Consider the following 21,348-nt stretch of genomic DNA (forward strand, 5'->3'; position numbering starts at 1 on the left):
TGCGGCTCGCTCATTGCGCCACCTCATTCAGCGGCTGCGGTTCATCGGGTGAACGGTCCGGCACGCGGCGGAAGCAGCGCATAATCACCAGCGCAATCACCGCGCCGAACAGGGCCGCCATATAGAAGGTGTTGGCAAACCCGAGGTAGTGCGCCAGCGTGCCGCCAATCACCATTGCCGTGCTGCTGCCGAGCACTTCGCAGCACTGCAACAGGGTAAAGTCGGTGCCAGGCTGCACCACCGAACCGTCTTTTTCCCCTTCGCTCCAGCACATAAACCAGGCGAACAGCGCCACGCAGCACAGGTTAAAGAAGAAACCTTCCAGCACGAAGAAGGTGAAGATCCACTGAGTGGAGGCGCGATCCGCACTTAAAGACAGCGCCATCCCCAGCCAGCACAGCAGGCTGCCCGACAGGCCGATCAGCGTTAGCCGCGCGCTGCTCAGCCAGCGGTGCAGCACGCCGGATGCCACGGCCCCGGCGATATAGCTGACGATCAGCACGCTGCCGGAGATCAGCGCAATCTGGTCGAGGCTGACGCCCATATCCACCAGCAGCGGCGACACCAGGCTGGCACCGAGGGTGCTGGCGGATTTAAACAGCAGCGCGGTGAGGATCACCGGCTTCCAGTGTTTGCGGCGGAAGATATAGCGCAGCGCCGCGCCCTTCTCACCCAGCGGTGCCACTTCAGCGGGCTGGCGGGCAAAGTGGCGCAGATGAAGCTGGAACGGCAAATGGCACACCACCTGGATCAGCAGGCACAGCAGTACCGTGCCCTGCCAGCCGGTGCGGTAAAAGACATACAGGCTGACCACCCCGCCCACCAGCATGCCGAGGCTGAAGCCCGCCACCTGGCCGACGTTGACGTTAACGTGGCGGCTACCGGCGAAGGTCCGCACCGCCAGCGCATCTACCGCCACATCCTGAGTGGCGTAGAACAGGTTCACCGCCGTGACCATTAACACCAGGCCGATAATGTGACCGGCGGGATCGAACCAGAACAGCGCCGCGATGGCCGCCAGCGACAAGAGTTTTAACAGCTGTATCCACGCCAGCCCGGCAGGCAGCGCGCGGAAGCCCCACGGGCGGCGGTTCTCCAGCCACGAAGCCCAGATAAACTTAAACGCCCACGGCAGCATACTCAGGCCAACCAGGCCGATAAAGCGCAGATCCGCCCCCTGCTCGCGCAGTATTCCCGGCAGGGCAAACAGGGCAAAGCCCAGCGGCGTGCCCTGCGCGCAGTAAAGGCCGAACAGGCTGACGATATTCGCATTATATTTCATGATATTCCTTCACCGAGGCACCGGATGCACGGTCACACTCGCGGTTTAAAAAATCCAGCAGCGCACTGCGCTGATGCTGAAGATAGAAATGACCGCCGCTAAACACTTTCAGGTTGAAGCGATGTCCGGTCACCCTTTCCCACTGCGACATCTCCTCCACCGACACTTCGCTGTCGCGCTCGCCGACGGCGGCAAAGACCGGGCAGCTGAGTTTTTCCGCACAGCGGCGCTGGTAGGTTTCAATCGCCTGAAAATCGGCGCGAAATACCGGCATCAATAGCGTCAGCAGCTCGCTGGCCTGGCCCGACGGCATCTCATCACCGGAAAGCCGGGTGACTTTATCCAGCAGGCGGCTGTCGCTCTGGCGGTAGTAGTCGCTGCCGCTGTTGCGGTGCGGCGGCAGGCGGCCGGACACCGCCAGCCCGTCCACCGGCCTGCCCTGTTTTTGCAGGCGCAGCGCCACTTCAAACGCCAGCGCCGCCCCCATACTATGACCGAAGAAAAAAGTCGGACGGCGCGGCAGGAAGTGGCAGGCGGCGGCCAGCCGATCGGCCATCTGATGCAGGCAGGTCAGCGGCGTTTCGTTCATCCGCGCACCGTGGCCCGGCAGTTGGGTGGCGTAAAGCGCACTTTCCTGCGCCACGCCGTCGCGCCACGGCAGAAAGTACTCGGCCATGCCCCCGGCGTGATGGAAGCAGACCAGCTGCCGGGAGGTGCCTGCACGCAGCAGGCGTAAAGGTTGTTCAGTCATCGTCTTGCTCCTCGCCCTGATTAAACGCGGCCCACGCGGCGGCAGGCAGCGGCGGCGGCGCGTCGAAGGTCACGCTCTGCGGATTGCCGACCTGGCTCATCAGATCCTTCCAGGCGGCGGTCAGCGCCAGCAGCTGCTGGGCATGCTGCGGCTGTGGATCGGCCATCCGCGCGGCAAACTCACGCAGCGCATGGCGCACCGCCGACGGCCACTGTTCCGCCAGCACGCCGTCCAGATCGTCACGGTTATCCTCGGCCAGCGCGTACAGCGGCGTGCGGTAATAGTGCGGCGCATGCTCCGGCGGCAGCGGTTCACGGCAGCCGGTTTCGGTCCGTTCGCGCGGGATATGCATCTGCGCGTGCCAGAGCAGCGGACCGTGGGTATTGGCCAGCAGCAGGTTGCCGCCCGGCAGGCCCACGCAGATGCGGTGCATAATGTGGAAATGATTATCCGGATCGGCGGGGTCGAGCTGATTTTGCAGATTCAGCGCGATCGGCACCCCGGCAATCACCCCGCGCAGCGGGCTGTACGGCGGCGTGCCCTGCATCTGCGATCGCAGCGCCTGGCTCCAGCCGTCCTGCGCTTCAAAGGCGCAGGGGGCGAAGCGGCCAAAGGCGCGGCCCAGAATATCCAGCAGGCTACAGATCACCTGCACGCCGCAGGTGGCGTCGATAAACAACGCCTTTTGCTCCGCCAGCGCGTTCTGCACCACGCGGATGAAGCGCCGCACCGCCGGACTGTGCGGATAGTGGGTATTTACGTGGTAGGTGCAGCCGTGTTTACGGGCCAGCTTCAGGCACTGCGCCACGTCGCTCTGATAAACCGGATGCTCCTGCAATACCGAGATGCCGCGCTGCAACAGCGCCTGGGCGATCTCGCTGCCCGCCCCGCCGACGATGGCCGAGCGGATCACCACGCAGGCGATATCAATATCCCCCGGCAGATCGTCCACGTGCTGATAAAGCGGCACGCCGTACTTTTCCGCCAGATCGCGGGATCGCTGGCTGCCGCGCGCCACAATGCCCGCCAGCTCAAACCCGGCGAACGGCTGATTAAACGCGGAAAGATAGACCTGGCCAAACAGCGTACCGCAGACCACCACGCGTAACGGACGGCTCATAGCTCCCCCTCGGTAAACTGTGGCTGTTCGGCAGGCAGCACGCTGGAAGTGAACTGCGCCAGCAGACCATGCGCGTGCAGCGCATTGAGCAGCGGTTCAGCCGTCAGTACCTGCGGCAGCCACTTCAGGCCGCCCGCTGGCTGGCGCAGCAGCGCATCCACCGCCAGCGCCGCCACGCTGCCGGTCAGGCGGTAGCTGTTGGCGAAGCGCAGCCGCAGCTCCAGGTTGACCGGCTGCCCGGCCTGGGTGCCCCGCGCCTGGAGCCAGAAGTGCTGCTGTTCGCCTTCGGCAGCGGCCAGCTCAGTGCTCAGCCGTACCAGTTCCGCCTGCGCCTCATCCTGCTGCTGGCAGGCCAGCAGCATCTGCGCATCGGCCACCAGACTGTAAGCGGCCAGATTGCCCAGCCCGAACTCGCCGGCCAGCTGTTCCAGTTCGAAGCTGAGGAACGGCAGCGCGTCAAACGGCCGGGCGGCGGTGGGAATCTTCACCCGCTGCTGCGCCGAAGCCCGCTGCATTTCCCCGTTGGCAATCACCGTACCTGCCCGGCCCTGCTCCTGATAAGGATTGAGGCTGGCAATGAAATCCGCTGCGGAAACGGCGGTAAAGCGCTCGATGCCGCCGCCGTAAAGGGTGATATGGGAAACGTGCGCCAGCCGCGCCAGCGCATAGCGCGGCAGCATCGCCGCCAGGCCGGGGGTTAACCCGGCTCCCAGCACGCAGGCGCGTTGGGCCAGCGCGTGTTGCAGCCTGCCGTCCTGGGCGATTTCACGCCACAGCGGTGGATCGCCCGCCACATCAACGTAGCCCGCCCCCGCCAGCAGCGCCGCCTGCGCCACCCGAGCGCCAATCAGCGAAGACGGACCGGCGGCGTTGAGCACCAGATCGGCCCTGCGACAGACGTCCGCCAGCGCCTGCGCATCGAAGATGTCGCACTGCCGGTAGTCCGCTTCCAGCCCGCCGGGGCTGCGCCCGACCACCGTTACCCGGTAATCGAGCGACCGCAGCAGCGCCACCGCCGCACGGCCTACTTCCCCCCGGCCGCCGATCACAATAATGTGTTTCATCCTGCCCTCCGCTGCTGTTCCAGATGCTGCGCCAGCGGCGCGACGTTTTCCGCGCTCATGCAGCTGAAATGGTCGCCCTGCAAATCGACATAGCGCACTTCATCGATGCACACCCCTTCCCAGAACGATTTCATATCGCGCTGGAGCGCAGGCAGCAGATAGGTATCCCCCTGCTGGCAGGCGAAGGTCATCTCCCCGGCAAAGAAGCCCGGCTTGTAGCAGCAGATGCCGCGAATGCTGTGGCGGAACACCGCGCACATGCGCTGCCACTCGGCCTCGGCCAGCGCAGGCTGGCCGCCGGAATTGCCGACGATGGCGGCGGTCAGCTCGTTCAGACGCTGCTCCGGCGTGCGCTGCTGTACTTCTTCATAGGCGCTGGCGAAAGCGGTTTTGCCCTGTTCGCGGGCGACGCGCGCCACGCACTGCGGGGTGATGGACGCCGGATTGCGGTGCAGGATCTGCTGATAGACCTCCTCCAGCTCCAGCCTGTCCAGCGGCCACGGTGCATCAATGCCCAGCGCCCAGACGATAGCCATATCGATCATCAGCGGATCGTCAATCACATAAGGAATGCGGTAGCTGCTGGCTACCGTTACCGACGCCAGCGGGGTCTGGTTTTCCATCGCCTGACGGGCGATCTCATAGGCCAGCAGGCCGCCTTTGCAGTAGCCGAACAGGTGGGCATCCGGCGCGACGGCGCGGATCTCCGCCAGATAGTCGCTGGCCAGCCGCGCGATCAGCCCCTCGGCGGGCAGGTCGAGGAAGGCCTCGGTATTGGCAACGCTGATGGCGTATACCGGTCCGCTCAGCGCCTCCACCAGCGACAGGCACGGCAGCACCGTGCCGCTGCCTTCATGCAAAATAAACACCGCTTCGCCGTCGCCCGGCTTCAGGCAGGCGACCTTTGCGTAGCCGTCGCCGCTCTCTTCCTGCGCCGCGCCCTGCTCGCGCAGGTAGTCCGCCAGCGCGCGCACCGTCGGCTGTTGCAGCACCTGACGCAGGCTGCCCTCCCACGGCACGCGGTCGGCACCGAGCGTTTCGCGGATGCGGCTGACCCACTGGGTGATCAGCAGCGAGTCGCCGCCGCTGGCGAAGAAGTCATCCTCCGGCCCGATGGCGGCGTTATTCAACAGTTCGCGGCACAGGCTCAGCAGCTGGGTTTCCAGCGCGTCGCTGCCCGCCTCGCTGGCCGACTGCGCCGTACTTTCGGCGGCGGCAGGCAGCTCCGGCAGCTGGCGGCGGTCGATCTTGCCGTTCACCGTTACCGGCAGCGCTTCCAGCACCGCCAGTCGGGCCGGGATCATCGCGGCGGGCAGCTGCACTTTCAGGGCGGCCAGCAGCGCCTGCGGTTCACAGCGCTGGCGGCGGGAGTTGAACTGCGCCAGCATAAAGCTCTGGCCCAGGCGCGATACCGCATCCTGCTCCGGCGGCCACGCCCACAGGGATTCCGCCCCGACGTCATCCAGCGCCGCCAGCCAGCGATCCTGCGGCATAAACGGCGAGTCAAACTCCAGACGTTCGTCGGCAAAGCCGGTCAGGCCGTGCTTAAATTCCATCGAGGTCATCAGCTGGTAGTTGTCGCGGGTGGCTTCGATAATCAGCAGCCAGCCGCCGGGGGCCAGCAGCTGGCGCAGATTAGCCAGCCCGTCGCGCGCCACTACCGCGTTATGCAGCACGTTGTTGGAGACGATCATGTCGAACTGACCACAGTCCAGCCCCTGCTCCAGCGGTGGGCGGTTAAAGTCGTACAGCTGATAGCGCACGAAGTCGTGCTGCTGATAGCGCTGACGCGCCTCGTTAAGGAAGAACGGCGAAACGTCGGTAAAGGTGTACTCGACGTCATAGCCCGCCAGTAGCGGGATCAGCACGTTACTGGTGCCGCCAACCCCCGCGCCGATCTCCAGCACCCGCATCCGACGGCGTTCGGCCATCGTGCGGACCTTTTCTTCCGCCGCGTGCAGCAGCAGATGGTTCATCAGTCGGCTGATCAGGTTGTTCTGATAGGCGTGGGTCGCCACATCGAGCTTGCCGTCCGGGAACAGCAGATTCAGCGGATCTTCTTCGCCGCGCAGCAGCTCCGGCAGGCAGCGGCTGCTGCGCTCCAGATAGGTCAGCAGGCCGCCGTTGTCGTCCAGCCCGGCAATCAGCTGTTCGCCGCGCTGCCACAGGCGGGCGATCGCTGCGGTATCAACCGACTGTTGCAAGCGATAGCGGTCGCCGTCCTGCACCAGCATGTTGTGCTGCACCAGCGCGCGCAGCCAGCGGCGCACCAGCTGGCGGTTTTCTTCCGCCACGCCGCCGCTCTGCATCATCTCATCAAGCGTTACCGGCTGGCCGACGTTCAGCGCCCGGCAGTCACACAGCGCCTTCACCATATGCATCAGCGCCACGCGGTCCAGCGCGTCGGTCAGTTCGGCAATCTGCCCGCGATCCAGTGAAGCTGTCACGCTGCTCGCCGCCAGTTGAAGCGACGGCACTACCGCCTGCCACTGGGCATTTTCCTGCGGACCGGCCGCCGCCAGCATCGCCGGTTCCACGTAAGCGTGCAGCTCTTTCTGCATCGCACCACCGCGCACCACCACCGACGCCTGCGCCACCTGCGGCAGCCGCGACAGCGCCGCTTCGATCTCGCCCGGCTCCACGCGATACCCGCGAATTTTCACCTGCTGATCCAGTCGACCCAGGAAGATCAGCACGCCGTCGGCGTTGTAGCAGCCGCGATCGCCGGTGCGATACCAGCGCACGCCGCGCTCGTCGGTGATAAAACGATCGGCGGTTTTCTCCGCGTCGCCCCAGTAGGCCAGGGCCACGCCGCGCCCGCCGATCCACAGCTCGCCCGGCACCCAGTCCGGGCAGTCCTCGCCCACCGCGTTGACCACGCGGAACTGCTGATTAGCCAGCGGCAGGCCGTACGGAATGCTTTGCTGATAGTGATATTTCGGGTCGATCGGCCAGCTGTTGGACCAGATCGCTGCCTCGGTTGCGCCGCCAAGGCTCAGCTGACGGGCCTGCGGCGCGCAGCGGGCGATGGCCGCGGGCAGCCCCACCGGTATCCAGTCGCCGGACATCATCACCGAACGCAGCGAATCCAGCGTGGCGTTTTCGGTCATCAGATAGCCGGTCAGCATATTCATCAGCGCCGGAACCGTGTTCCACAGCGTCACCCGATGTTCGCGGATCAGCCGCGCCCACTGCGCCGGGTTGCGCTGGTCGGCCTCGGCGGGCAGCACCAGCGCGCCACCGGCACCGAGCACGCCAAAGATATCGAACACCGACAGGTCAAAACTGATGCGGGAGAGCGCCAGCAGGCGGTCGTCGGCGGTTAATGCCAGCCGCTGTTGCAGATCGTGCAGCGTGTTGCGTGCCGCATCATGGCTGATGACCACGCCTTTCGGCTGCCCGGTACTGCCGGAGGTATAGATAATGTAGGCGGCATCCTGCGGATCGATCTGCGCCGCTACGGTCTGCGGTTCCAGCGCCACGGGATGCAATACATCCACCGCCGCCACGCCCTGCTGCTGCCACGCCTGCTGCTCAAGTTGCCCGGCGACCAGCACCGCCTTCACCCCGGCGTCGGCAACGATCTGGGCGATGCGCTGCTCCGGCTGCCCGGCGTCGACCGGGATATAGGTGCCGCCCGCCAGCAGCACCGCCAGCGCGGCGATAATCTGCTGGCGACGCACGTTCAGCACCAGCGCATAGCGGCCCGCAGCGGCCAGCGCTGCGGCCAGGGTCTGCGCCTGGTGCAGCAGTTCGCCATAGGTCACTTCACCGTCGTCATCAATCAGCGCCACCGCCTGCGGCCGCTGTGCCGCCTGCAGCATCAGATCGTCGTGCAGTAATCCGCTGGGGATATCGCGGGCGGTGTGGTTAGCGCGTGCGCGCGTCTGCTGCTGCGCGCCGGGCAGCGGCAGCTGGACCGGCTGCTGCCAGCAGCGATCGTCCTCCAGCACCCGAGCGATCTGGCTGCTAAAGGCATCAAACATCGCCGCCACGGTGCCTTCGGGGAACACGCCGTCGATCACATCCCAGTTAATCAGCAACCCGCCCTGGAACAGCATCACCTGGCAGTCGATCCACACCTGCGGGGTCTGGCTGATGCCCCAGGTAAAGTGCGCATCGCCCGGCAGCGCGCTGGCGGTATCCGGCGCGTGATCATCGCTGACCAGCGCACTGGTAAACACCACCGGCATACGGGCACGCTGGCTGCCGCGCTGGCGGGCCAGTTCACGAATGGTCGACACGCCGGAAAAGGCATTATGCTCCAGGTCCTGCCACAGCCGGGTTTGCAGCTGGTTTACCCGCTCGCCGAGGGTGCAGATAGCGCGCAGATCCGCCTCCAGCAGGCTGACCGAGGTAAAGTCACCGATCAGCGCGGCCACCTGCGGGTGCACGTCCGGGCGATCCATCACCGTCAGGTTGAGGCAGAAATGACGGCTGGCGGACCAGCGCGCCATGGTTTCGGCATACAGGGTCAGCAGCAGCGCGGAGGGCGACACGCCCTGCTGCTGGCAGCGTGACCGCAGGCGCTGCCACTGCGCAGCGTCCCACTGCTGGCTGAGGCGGAAGAAGGTCGGCGTTCCCTCGTTGGCGGCCTCCGGCAGCAGCGGCAGCTGCGGGCATTCCGGCAGGCTTTCCAGCCGATCCAGCCAGAAATCTCGCGCTTCGGCATAGCGGCGATGCCGCTGCTGGCGCTGCTGATACTGGATCACATCGCGGAAGCTGACGGTGAGTTCATCTCCGGCGGACTCACCGCGATATTCACGCCACAGCTCGGCCAGCAGGATCTGAATACTCAGCGCGTCGGCAATCAGCAGATCGATACTGAAGTGCAGGCAGTCACCGGCGTCGGTGTGGCTGAACTGTAAATCGAACAGCGGCCAGCGGTCGGTGGCATAAACCCGGTGGGACATCTCTTCGCGCAGCGCCTGCGGCGACGCATTGCGGCTGGCGATGTCAAAGTGCGGCACCGACGGCAGGATCTGCTGCTCGCCCTGCGGGTTGACGACGGCACGCAGCATCGCATGGCGGGCCACCAGCCGGTTCCAGGCCGCCTCCAGCCGCGGGGCATCCCAGCGCGAGGCTTCGATTTCAAAATAGCCGTGGCAGCCGATGCCGCCGAAGTTAAACGCCTGCTGGCGACCAATGTAGTAGGCGGACTGCACGTCGCTGAGCGCAAACGGCAGGTGCTGGTCCTGCGGCTCGGCGATAAAGGTATCTTCGCGGCTCCACTGCTCAAGCAGTGCGATAATCTGCGGTTTCAGCGCCTTAAGCTGCTCAACCTGCTGTGGACCAATCACCCCCTGCGGGGCGCGAAACTTCAGCGCGCCCGCATCTAACCAGAACTGCGCCTGCTGTTTTTCAAGGGAAAGCAGCAGGTAAAGCGCCTGCTGCGCCGATGGTGAATGGCTGGTCATAACGTTCCTTCCTCAAAATGGGTATCCGACGCCTGCTCGCAGGCGGAAGCCACGGCCTCCGCGATGCGGTCGAGCGTTTGTAACTGGAAGATTTTCCACAGCGGCAGCTCTGTTCCGTGTTCACGTCGCAGAGCGGCGGCCAGCCGCGTGGCAATAAAGGAGTCGCCGCCGATGGCGAAAAAGTTGTCGTAAATATCGATGTCGTCGCGCTCCAGCAGCGGAGCCAGCAGCGCAATCAGCTGCCGTTCCGCGTCGCTGAGCGGGCGATCCGCCGCCTGTCGCGCCACACCCTGGGCCAGCGCTTCAATGGCACGCCGGTCGCGCTTGCCGTTGTCGGTCAGCGGCCAGCTGTCGCAGTAGCCCCACAGAGAGGGGATGGCATAAGCCGGCAGCAGGCTGGCAAGATGCTGCGCCAGCGCGCGCCAGTCCGGCTGCTGTGCGGACTGCACCACCGCCGCCAGCGCCGGGCGACCGCCCTGTTCGGCTACCCATACCAGCGCATCGTTCACCGCCGGTGCGCTGTCGATGGCCAGGCGGATCTCATCCAGCTCCAGCCGATAGCCGGAGACTTTCACCTGATTGTCGCGGCGGCCGAGGAACTCCAGCACCGCGCCGGGCAGCCAGCGGCCGATATCCCCGGTGCGATACCAGCGCTGGCCGTTCAGGGTGACAAACTGGCTGGCGGTTCGCTGCTCATCGCCAAAATACCCCGCCGCCACGCCGCACCCGCCGATCCACAGTTCGCCCGGCACCCAGTCCGGGCAGTCGTCGCCCAGATCGTTAACCACGCGGAACGCCTGATTCGGCAGCGGCACGCCGTAGGGAACGGACGGGCAGCCGTCAACGCGCTGTGCTATCGGCCAGTGATTCGACCAGACCGATGCCTCGGTGGCACCGCCCAGCGCGATGGCCTGTGCCTGCGGGGCTACGGCTTGCAGCCGCTGCGCCAGCGTTGGCGACACCCAGTCGCCGGAGAGCATCACCAGCCGCAGATCCGCCAGCACGGCGGGCGCATCCTGCATTTCACACAGCGGCAGCACCATTTCCAGCAGGGCCGGAACGCTGTTCCACAGGCTGATGCGGTGTTCCTGCCCCAGCGCCAGCCAGCGCCAGGCGTCTTTTTCATCCTGCCCGGACACCGTGACCAGGCTGCCGCCCGCCGAGAGCAGGCCAAAGATATCCCACACCGACAGGTCGAAATGCAGCGCCGACAGCGCCAGCCCGCGATCCCGTTCCGTTACGCCGTACAGCTGATTGATCGCCACCAGGGTGTTCACTGCTGCCGCGTGGGAAACGGCCACGCCTTTCGGGGTTCCGGTACTGCCGGAGGTAAAGATGATGTAGGCCAGCGCATCCGCTTCCACCTGCGCGGCGGCAGGCAGTCGTGAACCCAGCGGGCGGGCATCGGCGGCAATCTGCGCAATGTCCGACGGCCACTCAACATCATGACCGCTGATGACTCGCCGGATCGCCGCCTGGCTGACGATCTGCTGGCGGCGGTGCAGTGGCCACGAGACGGCCATCGGCACGTAGGCCGCGCCGATCCACTGCACGGCCAGCACCGCAATCACCTGCTCGCTGCCGCGCGGCAGTGCCACGCCAATGTGCTCCCCGGCCTGTGCGCCCTGCTCCAGCAGCGCCAGCGCCAGCCGCTGCACTTTCAGCTCCAGCTGGCGGAAGCTCAGCTGGCGTTCGCCGTCGATCAGCGCGGTGCGGTCGGCATGCTCACGCATGGCATCGGCCACCCGACCGTGCAGTGAACGGGGGTCTTGCGGCAGCGTGACGCCGTTAGCCTGATGCCGTGCGGCCCGCTGGGGCGCGGGCAGTTCGGGCTGAATCACACCGTCCCAGCTCTCGCTTTCGCTGAGCTGGCGCAGCAGATCGCCGTAGGCGGCAAACATCTCATCCACCATACCCGCCGGGAACAGCCCCTCCACGACGTCCCAGTTGAAGTGCAGCTCGCCGCCGCGCTCAAAGACCTGATGGTCAATCCACACCTGCGGGGTCTGCGAGACGCCCCAGATCGACGGCGGGAAGTCAGCCTGCGGATAGTCGGCGTTCTGCGCGCCCAGCGCGCTGGTAAACACCACCGGCATCATGGTCTGCGCGCTGCCGCGCAGGCGGCTCAGTTCGCGCATCACCCACACCGCCGAGACATCCATATGCGCCAGATCGTCGCCCAGCTGCTGCTGAAGCTGGCGAGCGCGATGCTGCCAGCTCTCACCGGCCTGGTGGTGGCAGGCCAGCAGCAGCAGCGAGGTGAAATCGCCCATCACATGATTGATCGCCGGATGGACCGGCTGGCGGTCAAACAGCGTGACGTTGATGCTCAGCGACGGTGACGCCGACCAGCGAGCCAGCACCTGGGCATAGCAGGTCAGCAGCAGGCACGACGGGGTGATCTGATGGCGACGCGCTTTAGCGGTCAGCTGCTGCCAGCGTTCAGCAGATAGCCAGCCGTTGCGGCGACGGAAGCGCGGCGTACCGAGGGTGCGCGGATCGCAGGCCAGCGGCAGCGCCGGGGCATCCGGCAGGTTTTCCAACCGATCCAGCCAGTACTGTTCCGATTCCGGCCGCTGCTTGCCGTGAACGGCGGTCACGTAATCGCGGAAACCGATATCCACCGCTGGCAGCGCGGCCTGCGGATCGGCATACAGTGCGGCAAGCTCGGCAATAAACATCTGCATGCTCAGCCCGTCCAGGACCAGGTTATCCAGCCCCAGGCAGAAGCGATTTTGTCCGTCGTCACTTTCAATCAGCGTGGCGTGGAACAGCGGCCATTCACCCGGTGCCAGCACGCGGTGAGAGAGGTTTTCACGCGTTTGTTCGGTAAAGGACGGCCATTCTGCGGCCGCACAGCGCAGCACGGTCAGCGCGGCACCGGGCTGCTCGGGCAGCACGCGCTGCATTCCCTGTTCGTCGAAAATCAGACGGAGGGCATCGTGACGCGCCACCAGCTGGCTGAGCGCCTGCTCCAGCCGCGCGGCGTCAAACGCCTCGCCCTGATATTCCGAATAGTAGTGAGTGGCCACGCCGCCGAGATCGAAGCCGGACTGCCGCCCGGTCAGGTAGGCGTGTTGTACGTCGGTGGCGGCAAACGGCTGGTAGCGCTGTTTGGCATCGTGGGCCAGGGCGGCAATCTGCACGCTGGCCTGCTGTTCGGGCAGCTGGCCGACAAAATCACGCAGCACCGGGCTGGCGAACAGCTGGCCGAGAGTGGCACCACCGATGCCGATATCGCCGAGCTGCGCCACAATCCGAGTGGCGTGCAGGCTGTCGCCGCCCAGCTGGAAGAAGTTGCTGGCGGCGTCCGGCATCACGCCGAGCACCTGCTGCCACACCGCCGCGACCTGATGCTCGCGCTCGCCGTGCAGCGCGGCGCTGACCGTACTGCCCGTCGCCTGCGCATCAGCGGCGGCGCGCACCGCCAGTTCACGGCGGTCCACTTTGCCATTGGCGCTGAGCGGCATCGCCTCCAGCAGATGGATCTGCTGCGGCAGCATGTACGCTGGCAGCTGCTGCTGCAGCCAGCTACGCAGGGCGGCGGCGTCCGGCATCGCGCGCGACCGGCCCGCAAGGCTTTGCAGCAGCAGCGCGCCTGTGCCCACCGCGCAGGCCGATGCCACCGTCATCCCCTGTTCGGCCAGCGCCGCGTGCCAGCCGTCGGCGGAAAGCAGCGGCGACAGGCTGCCACGGCGGCGATCGGCGTAAGCGGCTTCCTGCGGCAGCAGCAGCACCGTCAGCTGCGCCAGCGGGCTGAGGGTCAGCGTTTCCAGTATCAGCGCACGGCTGTCGGCGGCGCACAGTCCGCGCAGGGCCTGAACGCCTGTCGCAATGTTATTGAAGCGGTGCAGCGCGTTGTTGCTGAGCACCACGTCGGCGCTGAAGCGGCAAGGGTCCGCAGCCGCCAGTAGCAGGCTGCGGTGCGGATAGCCGCTCAGGCGGAACTCGGCCTGCTGGCGCAGCGATGAGGCCGACTCCACCAGGCAGTATTCAATCGCCGACTCCGGCAGCGCCGCCAGCAGCGCGCTGGCGAACAGACCGCTGCGGCCGTTCAGCTCCGCCACGCGCACCGGGCGCTGTAGCTGCTCTGCCAGCGCGGCAATCTGCGCCACCACGGCATCGATAGCCGCCTGGGTTTCCGGCGATCCGGCCACCAGCGTTTCCGGCGACAGCACCGGATCGTCCAGCAGTACCAGCGCATTCTGCTCGCCGCGTACCACCCCAGCGATCCACTCAAGCCGCTGCTGTAGCGACTGCACGATTGCCGCCAGGTACGGGTGCGGCGGCGCGGTAAATTCGCCCGGCCACTGCCCGGCTTTCACGCCCTGCTCGCCGGAGATCAGACAGCCCTGCCCGACCAGCCAGCTCAGCCAGTGGCGCACCAGCGGCCGATAGCGCCGGGCGATCTGCGCCTTAGCCAGCAGCGCATCCGGCTGATACCATTCGCTGATCGCCAGACCCAGCTTTGTGGTCAGCAGCTGGCAGAGCAGATGGCGCACCGCGTGGGCTTCCTGCTGAGCGGTCTCTTCCACCGCTAAGGCGTTCGGCAGCGGCGCAGTCAGAGTCGCCGTGGCCCGGGTTTCGCGCTGCGCTTCCCCCTCAACGAACAGCCGTAAGTGCTTATGCGGTTTGTCCAGATAGATCGCCACCGCGCGGCCCACCCGGCTGAAACGCTCGGCCTGGGCTTCAATATCGCCCAGCTCGATGCGGTAGCCGTTCAGCTTGATTTGCCGATCCTCCCGGCCAAGGAATTCCAGGCAGCCGCCGGGAACAAAGCGCCCGCGATCGCCGGTACGGTAGAAGCGTTCGCCGCCCTGCATAACGAAGCTGGCGGCGGTTTTGGCTTCGTCGCCGTAGTAGGCCATCGCCAGCCCGACGCCGCCGATCCACAGCTCACCGGCGACCCAGTCCGGGCAGTCACGGCCCTGCCGATCCACCACGCGATAAGACTGGTGGGCCAGCGGATAGCCGTAGGGGATCGCCTGCCATTCAGGGTCGATCTGTTCAACGTCCAGCGCGTTTGACCAGATGGCCGCCTCGGTTGCGCCGCCGAGCGCGGTAAATCCGGCCTGCGATCCCAGCGCGCGCAGGCGCGGCAGCAGATCCAGCCCCACCCAGTCGCCGGAAAGCAGCACCCGGTTAAGCGACGGCGGCAGCCCGCGCGGATCGTGTTCTGCGGCGGTCAGCAGCATATCGAACAGCGCCGGAACGCTGTTCCAGTGGGTCACTTCCTGCTGATGCAGGTGGTTCAGCCAGCGCGGGGCGTCTTTCTCTTCGCCCTCCGCCGGGATCACCAACGTGCCGCCGCAGGAGAGTGCGCCAAAAATGTCGTACACCGAGAGGTCGAAGTTCAGCGCCGACAGCGCGAAGACCCGCATCGCACCCTCGCCGACGTAGCGGTGGTTGATCTCATCCACGGTGTTTGCCGCCGCCTGATGGCTGACCATCACCCCCTTCGGCACCCCGGTGGAACCGGAGGTAAAGATGATGTAGGCGGCATCCGCCGGATTGCCGCAGGCGATTTCGCTCAATGGCAGCAGCGCGTCGCAGGATTGGGTGATATCCAGCCAGGTGTATTCCATATTCGCGGCGGGAGCGGTAAACGCGTCATCAGCATGGCCAGTCACGGCAGACGCGTTGACCGGTTTTTCAGCATGCTGTGCGGAGGCGGATGCATTGGCCTCGCCAGCGACCGGCGCAGTTCCATACGTATCCGCCGGGTTTTGACCGGCGTCGAAAATATTTTCACCCGCGCCCACCACCATTCGCACCTGCGCCTGGCGGATAATCTGCTGTAAATGGGTTGGCGGCTGCGCCACATCCAGCGGCACATAAATGCCGCCCACCGCGTGGCAGGCCAGCACCGCGACGATCTGCTGGCGGCCTTTCGGCAGCAGGATCGCCACGCGATCGCCCGGCTGCACCCGCGCTTCACGCAGTCGCCAGGCCAGTTCCCGAGCCTGATTGCCGAGCTGCCGATAGCTGAGATCGCCGTCGGCATCCACCAGCGCTCGCTGCTGCGGCTGCTGCTGCACGCTGTGCCAGAACGGCGCAGGCAGCAGGCGCGGGCTGAACGGCGGCACGGTGTGTCGATCCTGCGATAGCCGACGCTGCGCCAGCGTGGCGCTATCAACATGGTGCGCCACCGGGGCATGCAGCAGCCGTTCGTCGCTGGCGATGCCGTCGATCAGTCGGCACATAAAGCCAAACATCTGCTCAACCATCTGCGGCGGGAACAGTGAATCGACGCTGTCCCAGCACAGCAGCAGCGCGCCCTGATGCTCCATCACCTGGCAGTCAATCCACACCTGCGGCGTCTGCGAAATCCAGTAGTGCAGCTCGCCGAGCGTATTGCTGCCGATCAGATCCCGGCCCAGATTGCTGGTGAACACCACTGGCATATCCATCTGGCGACCGTGCAGCTGTGCGCCGTCGCGCATTACCTCCACCGCGCTGTAGTCGGCGCGATCGAAGTCGGCCATAAAGCGCTGGTTGAGCCGCCGGATACCGGCCAGCAGGGTGTCGTCGGGCTGGCTTTCGCAGGCCAGCAGTAGCAGCGTGGTAAAGTCCGCCACCAGTTCCGGCAGCTGAGGATGATCGCCACGGCGGTTAAAAATAGTGAGGTTCAGGCTGAAATCCGGCACCGCCGACCAGCCGCGCAGCGTGGCCGCGTAGCAGCCCGCCAGCAGCATCGACGGCGTAACGCCCTGCCCGCGCGCCAGTGCTTTCAGGCGGCTCCAGCGTTCCGCGTCCAGCTGCCAGTCACGGTGGCTGAATCGCGGTGCGCCCTGCCCGGCCTGGCTTTGCCGAGGCAGCTGCGGTGCCTGCGGCAGCCCCTGCACCAGTCGCTGCTGCCAGTAGTCGCGGCTGGCGCTGAGATCGTTCTGCTGCTGTTCCAGCAGATACTGCGGGAAGCTGTATTCCAGCGCGGGCCACGCCGCCTGCGGCTGATTAATCGCCCGGCTCAGCTCGGCCAGCAGAATCTGTACGCTCATGCCGTCGGCAATCACCATATCAATGTTGATATGCAGGCGGCTGCCTTCGCTACGGTGGCTGGCCGCCAGATGGAAGCCGCTTTCCCGGCTGAGATCCGCCACCCGGTGGGACAGTTTTTCACGCAGCGCCAGGCGTTGATTTTCGGCCTCGTCATCGGCCAGCGCCTGCCAGTGATAGCTGTCAACGGTCACCGGACGCCAGGCTTCAATGACCCCCTGCTCATCGGCATTAATGCGCATCCGCAGCAGGTGGTGACGCTGATGCAGCTGGTTCAGCGCCGCACTGAGCCGTTCATCGGCCAGCGGCGGGCAGTCCAGCTCCAGATAGATCTGGCAGGCCACGCCGCCCAGCTGGCGATCGCCCTGACGCCCGCGCCAGTAGGCCAGCTGCACCGGGGTCAGGGTAAAGGCCCCGCCGTCCCACTGTACCTGCGCCTTTTCAGCCTGCGGGGCAGATTCCGCCTGCCGCTCCGCCTGTTGCCAGCACTGCTGCCAGGCGTTGAGGGTGGTTTTTTCAAACAGCTGCGCCAGCGTCAGGGCAACGCCGAGCTTTTTCCCCTCATCCACCAGGTCCAGCATTTGCAGGGAGTCCAGCCCCAGCGTCAGCAGATCGTCATCGCCGTTCAGATCCGCCGCTGACAGGCTGAGGGTGTCTGCCACCCAGCCGCGCACGAACTCGCTGCCTGGCTGGTCCGGCGAGGATTGTCCCTCAATACTGGCGCTGCTTTCGCGCGTTGTGCTGCCCGGCTCCGCTGTCGTGTCCGATGCTGACGGCGTGAAGCGCAGTCCCGGCGGCCAGTGGCGCTGGCGGTCAAACGGATAGAGCGGCAGCAGCGCCAGCGCGGCCGGATGCGCCTGCTCTCTGCCCTGCCGCCAGTCGAAGCGACCGCCGCTCAGCCATTGTTCGGCGTTATCCGCCTGGCGGAAGCGGCTGAGGCGTTCGGTGGTGACGATCTCCGGCTGTTTCAGCTGGCTGATTAACTCATCCAGCGAACGGTAGCGGATCAGCGCGCGCAGCGGGAAATGATGTTCGCGCCCGGCGCACCAGGCATCCAGCAGCGCGGCGGCGTTTTCCGGGTGCTTCGCCAGGACATCGGCCAGCGCCGAGGCGGTCTGCCGCAGTGCAGTTTCGCTGTGGCCGCTGAGTGGCAGCAGGCCGCTAACCTCTTCGCGAGAAGCGGGCAGTGAAGCCGTTTCCGCACGCTTAATCAGCGCTGATGCCATGGTGCCGGTAAAGCTGAAGGCGTTTACCGCCACCCGTTCCACGCGGGCTGACTGCGTCTGCTGTGGATAGCGATAGCGCGGCCAGCTTTCCACCAGCTGCGGATTCACCTGGCTGAAATGCGGGTGGCCGAAGTGCTGCTGGCGCTGGATCTGCGCCACGGCGCGTAACACCGAGTAGAGACCGGAAGCCGCTTCCAGATGGCCGAGCTGGGTTTTACTGGCTCCCAGCGGCAGCGGCTGCTGGCGGTCGCCGTACACCGTCGCTACGGCGCTCAGCTCCACCGGGTCGCCCAGCGCGGTGCCGGTGCCGTGGGTTTCCAGCAGCGAAACCGCGTCCGCCGGGCAGCCCGCTTCGTCCAGCAGTTGACGCATCATCGCGCCCTGCGCCTGCGGATTCGGTGCGGTCAGGCTGCTGCTTTCACCGTCCTGCGCCGCTACGCTGCTCTCTATCACCGCCAGCACCGGATCGCCATCGCGCAGCGCCTGAGCATAGGGTTTAAGCAGCATCATCACCGCGCCTTCGCCGCGCGCGTAGCCGTCCGCCTTATCGCTAAAGGTGGCACAGCGGCCGTTCGGCGAGAGCATCCCGGCGTTGGTCAGCGCCTGTTCCACCTGCGCGGAGAGCAGCAGGTTAACCCCGCCGACCACCGCCGCGTGGCACTGTCCTGCACGCAGGCTGCGCACCGCGCAGTCCAGCGCCACCAGCGACGAGGAACAGCCGGTATCCAACGTCAGCGCCGGGCCACGCGTGCCGTAAAACTTCGCCAGACGGCCCGAACTGGCGCTGGCGCTGATGCCGGTTGCCAGCCAGCTTTTGGCGTAGTCGGGATCGTTCTGCTGCATCAGCTGCATGCCGAACTCGCTGCCGCTCTGGCCGATCCAGAAGCCCAGCGACGCCGTTTTCAGGCTCTCCGGCCGCCAGCCCGCCTGTTCAAACAGGTGCCAGCTAAGCTCCAGCAGCATGCGCTGCTGCGGGTCGAGCAACTGCGCCTCTTTCGGGCTGATGGCGAAGAAGGCGGCGTCGAAGCCGTCGATATCCGCCAGCGCCCCCACCGGCAGCGCAAAGTGGCGCAGGTCGTTGGCTTCGTGGCGCACCGCCGATTCCCCGGCGGAGAGCCAGTCGGCGTAACTCTGCCATCCCTCATGCTGCTGGCCCGGCAGGCGACAGCTGATGGCGACAATCGCCACCTCGTTATCATTAACCGGCGGTACAGGCTGTTCGTCCGCACCTTGCACGGCGGTGTGACTGGCGATCCAGCCGCTCAGTTGCAGCAGGGTCGGATGGGCAAACAGATCGGTGACAATCAGACGGCAGCGGTATTTTTCATTGATCTGCTGGCACAGGCGCAGAGCCTGCAGGCTGCTCAGCCCGGCGTCCAGCAGTCCCTGTGCCGGGTCCAGTTCACTGACAGACAGCAGGCGGCAGAGCGTGTCGTGTAGCCACGGCAGGATCTCATCGCTCAGAGCACGGCTGGCCGCAAGGTCGTGATCGGCAAATGCTGCTGATGATGACAATGACGATGATGAGGTTAATCGTGCAGCCGCCGCATTATCAACGCGGGTAGATCCGTTTGCTGGATTGGCACACTCAGCCAATCCTTGCTGCGCGGCAGACAGGCGATCCTTCTCTGCCATCCCGCCTTCAGGATTTTCAGCGTAATAAGCCAGGGCAGAGATGCCCATCGGATCGTTCTGCCAGACAAACAGCGGGCTAAGCTCGTTGCCCTGCCACTCTTTCATCATCTGGCGGCGCTGGATCTTACCGCTGGAGGTTTTCTTCAGTTTGCCCTGCGACAGCACAACAACGCGCCCCACCGTCAGACCAAAGTGTTCCGCTACCACCGCGCAGGCGGCGCGGGAAAGCGCGGTGTAAACCTCGCCGCTCTGATGGCGGCGTGCCTCCAGCATCAGCAGGATCTCGCCGCTGTCGGTATCCTGACAGGCGCAGACGCCGCCGGTTTTTATCTCTTCGCACTGCTTTTCGATCGCCTGTTCCAGATCGTTGGGCATGTGGTTTTCACCCGCCACAATGATGATGTCCTTCAGGCGTCCGCAGATGTACAGCTCCCCCTGCCACAGGAAGGCCAGATCGCCGGTGCGCAGATAGCGATGCCCTTCCGGCTCACCGGCAACGGTGGCTTCAAAGGTTTCCGCGCTGAGCTGCGGCTTGTTCCAGTAGCCGTACGCTTTCGATGCGCCGCTGGCCCAGACTTCGCCGATATGCCCTTCAGGCAGCGCCTGATGGCTGTCGGCATCAACAATTCGCAGCTGCCACTGCGGGTCGACGCGCCCGGAGCTGACCAGCGGCCTGCCGTGTTCATCCGGCTGCGCCCTGCCCGCCGCCAGCGCCGCGCCGTTGAAGCGCTGGATCACATAGTCGGTGTTGGCCGGTTTGTAGGTGATAGCAAGGGTGGACTCCGCCATGCCGTAGGCCGGGGTGAACGCCTGCGGTTCAAATCCCGCCGGGGCGAAGCGATCGGTAAAGCGCGCCATGGTATCGGCGCGGATAGGCTCGGCGGCGTTGGCGGCCACCTTCAGCGAGCGCAGATCCAGCCGGGCAACCTGTTCATCGCTGACCATCTCGTTGCACAGCGCCCAGACGAAGTCCGGCGCGGCGACGGCGTTGGCACCGTACTCTTCAATCAGCTTCAGCCACTGATGCGGGTCGGCCACCATCTGCGCCGGCGGCATAAAGTTGCAGCAGCCGCCGGAAAGCAGCGGCATCATCAGGCCGCTGAGCATGCCCATATCGTGATAGAACGGCAGCCAGTTGGCGGTGATCACCTCCGGCTGGCAGCGGCAGTGCAGATCCAACAGCAGCTGCTGCTGGGCACGAATATTGTCGTCGTAGTTGCAGACAGCTTTCGGTTTTCCGGTCGAGCCGGAAGAGTATTGCAGGTAGACCGGGCCGCCGGGATGGTAGATCTGTTCAAGCGCTGCGCTATCCGGCAGATCGCCCGATGCCAGGCTGGCAGGCAGCTCGTCAACGACGATCAGTTTGCGCTGATGATGCCAGCCCTTCGACTGGATCTCTTCGACCATCGCACGGTAGGTGAAGATGTATTCCGGCGCGCTTTCTTCGACAATATGGCCGATAACCCCGGCGCTGCGGTGAATACGAAAGGCGTTGGTCAGATGGACCGGAATGGCGGCCACGCCGCTAAGAATGCAGGCGCTGAGGCTGGCAATAAAATTGGCATCGCCCGGCATCAGCAGGATGGCACGCTGATTCACGTTCAGCGAATCGCCCATCTCCTGCGCCATAGCGAAGGCGGTATTCACTAACCGACGATAGCTCCATTCATCGGTGTTCTGCTTGTCACGATAGCGCAGCGCGATGCTGTCCGGCTTGTGTTGCGCATGCTGCAACAGTTTCTCTCTCACCCAGCCACTGGCAATAGACGATCGCTTCATCCAACCTCCCTCAATTTCCCCACGGGGGATATAAAAAATAAGGCCCTGCTGAAAAAGCCCGGCCGCAAGAAACGGCCA

At 65.3% G+C, this 21,348-nt stretch carries 6 protein-coding genes; all 6 read right to left on the reverse strand.

What is annotated here, in order from left to right:
* Positions 1–10: 10 nt before the first annotated feature.
* The 6 genes from OMR58_RS11555 to OMR58_RS11580 are packed head-to-tail and all read right to left on the reverse strand — an operon-like array spanning position 11 to position 21,270.
* A complete protein-coding gene (locus OMR58_RS11555) occupies positions 11–1,282 on the reverse strand; it encodes an MFS transporter (RefSeq protein WP_264545979.1) in 1,272 nt (423 codons plus the stop codon).
* Positions 1,272–2,033: a thioesterase II family protein gene (locus tag OMR58_RS11560; RefSeq protein WP_200560736.1), complete on the reverse strand. Its 762-nt coding sequence runs from the start codon at positions 2,031–2,033 to the stop codon at positions 1,272–1,274. The genes OMR58_RS11555 and OMR58_RS11560 overlap by 11 nt, the downstream gene beginning before the upstream one ends.
* Positions 2,026–3,153: a Gfo/Idh/MocA family oxidoreductase gene (locus OMR58_RS11565; protein WP_200560735.1), complete on the reverse strand. Its 1,128-nt coding sequence runs from the start codon at positions 3,151–3,153 to the stop codon at positions 2,026–2,028. The genes OMR58_RS11560 and OMR58_RS11565 overlap by 8 nt, the downstream gene beginning before the upstream one ends.
* Positions 3,150–4,217, reverse strand: a complete 1,068-nt coding sequence (locus OMR58_RS11570; RefSeq protein WP_200560734.1) for a saccharopine dehydrogenase NADP-binding domain-containing protein — start codon at positions 4,215–4,217, stop codon at positions 3,150–3,152. The genes OMR58_RS11565 and OMR58_RS11570 overlap by 4 nt, the downstream gene beginning before the upstream one ends.
* On the reverse strand, positions 4,214–9,634 hold the full coding sequence (locus OMR58_RS11575; RefSeq protein WP_264545980.1) for a non-ribosomal peptide synthetase: 5,421 nt from the start codon (positions 9,632–9,634) through the stop codon (positions 4,214–4,216). The genes OMR58_RS11570 and OMR58_RS11575 overlap by 4 nt, the downstream gene beginning before the upstream one ends.
* Entirely contained in the window at positions 9,631–21,270 is an 11,640-nt protein-coding gene (locus tag OMR58_RS11580) for a non-ribosomal peptide synthetase (RefSeq protein ID WP_264545981.1), read from the reverse strand. Before OMR58_RS11580 ends, OMR58_RS11575 begins: the two co-directional genes overlap by 4 nt.
* Positions 21,271–21,348 lie beyond the last annotated feature (78 nt).

Origin of the sequence: Erwinia sp. INIA01 (genome assembly GCF_025947915.1) — a bacterium.
Classification (GTDB): domain Bacteria; phylum Pseudomonadota; class Gammaproteobacteria; order Enterobacterales; family Enterobacteriaceae; genus Erwinia; species Erwinia coffeiphila.

What these genes read in the sequence shown, in the direction of transcription:
- OMR58_RS11560 (WP_200560736.1), bottom strand. Translation starts at nt 2,033, where the DNA reads ATGACTGAACAACCTTTACGCCTGCTGCGTGCAGGCACCTCCCGGCAG.
- OMR58_RS11565 (WP_200560735.1), bottom strand. Translation starts at nt 3,153, where the DNA reads ATGAGCCGTCCGTTACGCGTGGTGGTCTGCGGTACGCTGTTTGGCCAG.
- OMR58_RS11570 (WP_200560734.1), bottom strand. Translation starts at nt 4,217, where the DNA reads ATGAAACACATTATTGTGATCGGCGGCCGGGGGGAAGTAGGCCGTGCG.
- OMR58_RS11580 (WP_264545981.1), bottom strand. Translation starts at nt 21,270, where the DNA reads ATGAAGCGATCGTCTATTGCCAGTGGCTGGGTGAGAGAGAAACTGTTG.
- OMR58_RS11575 (WP_264545980.1), bottom strand. Translation starts at nt 9,634, where the DNA reads ATGACCAGCCATTCACCATCGGCGCAGCAGGCGCTTTACCTGCTGCTT.
- OMR58_RS11555 (WP_264545979.1), bottom strand. Translation starts at nt 1,282, where the DNA reads ATGAAATATAATGCGAATATCGTCAGCCTGTTCGGCCTTTACTGCGCG.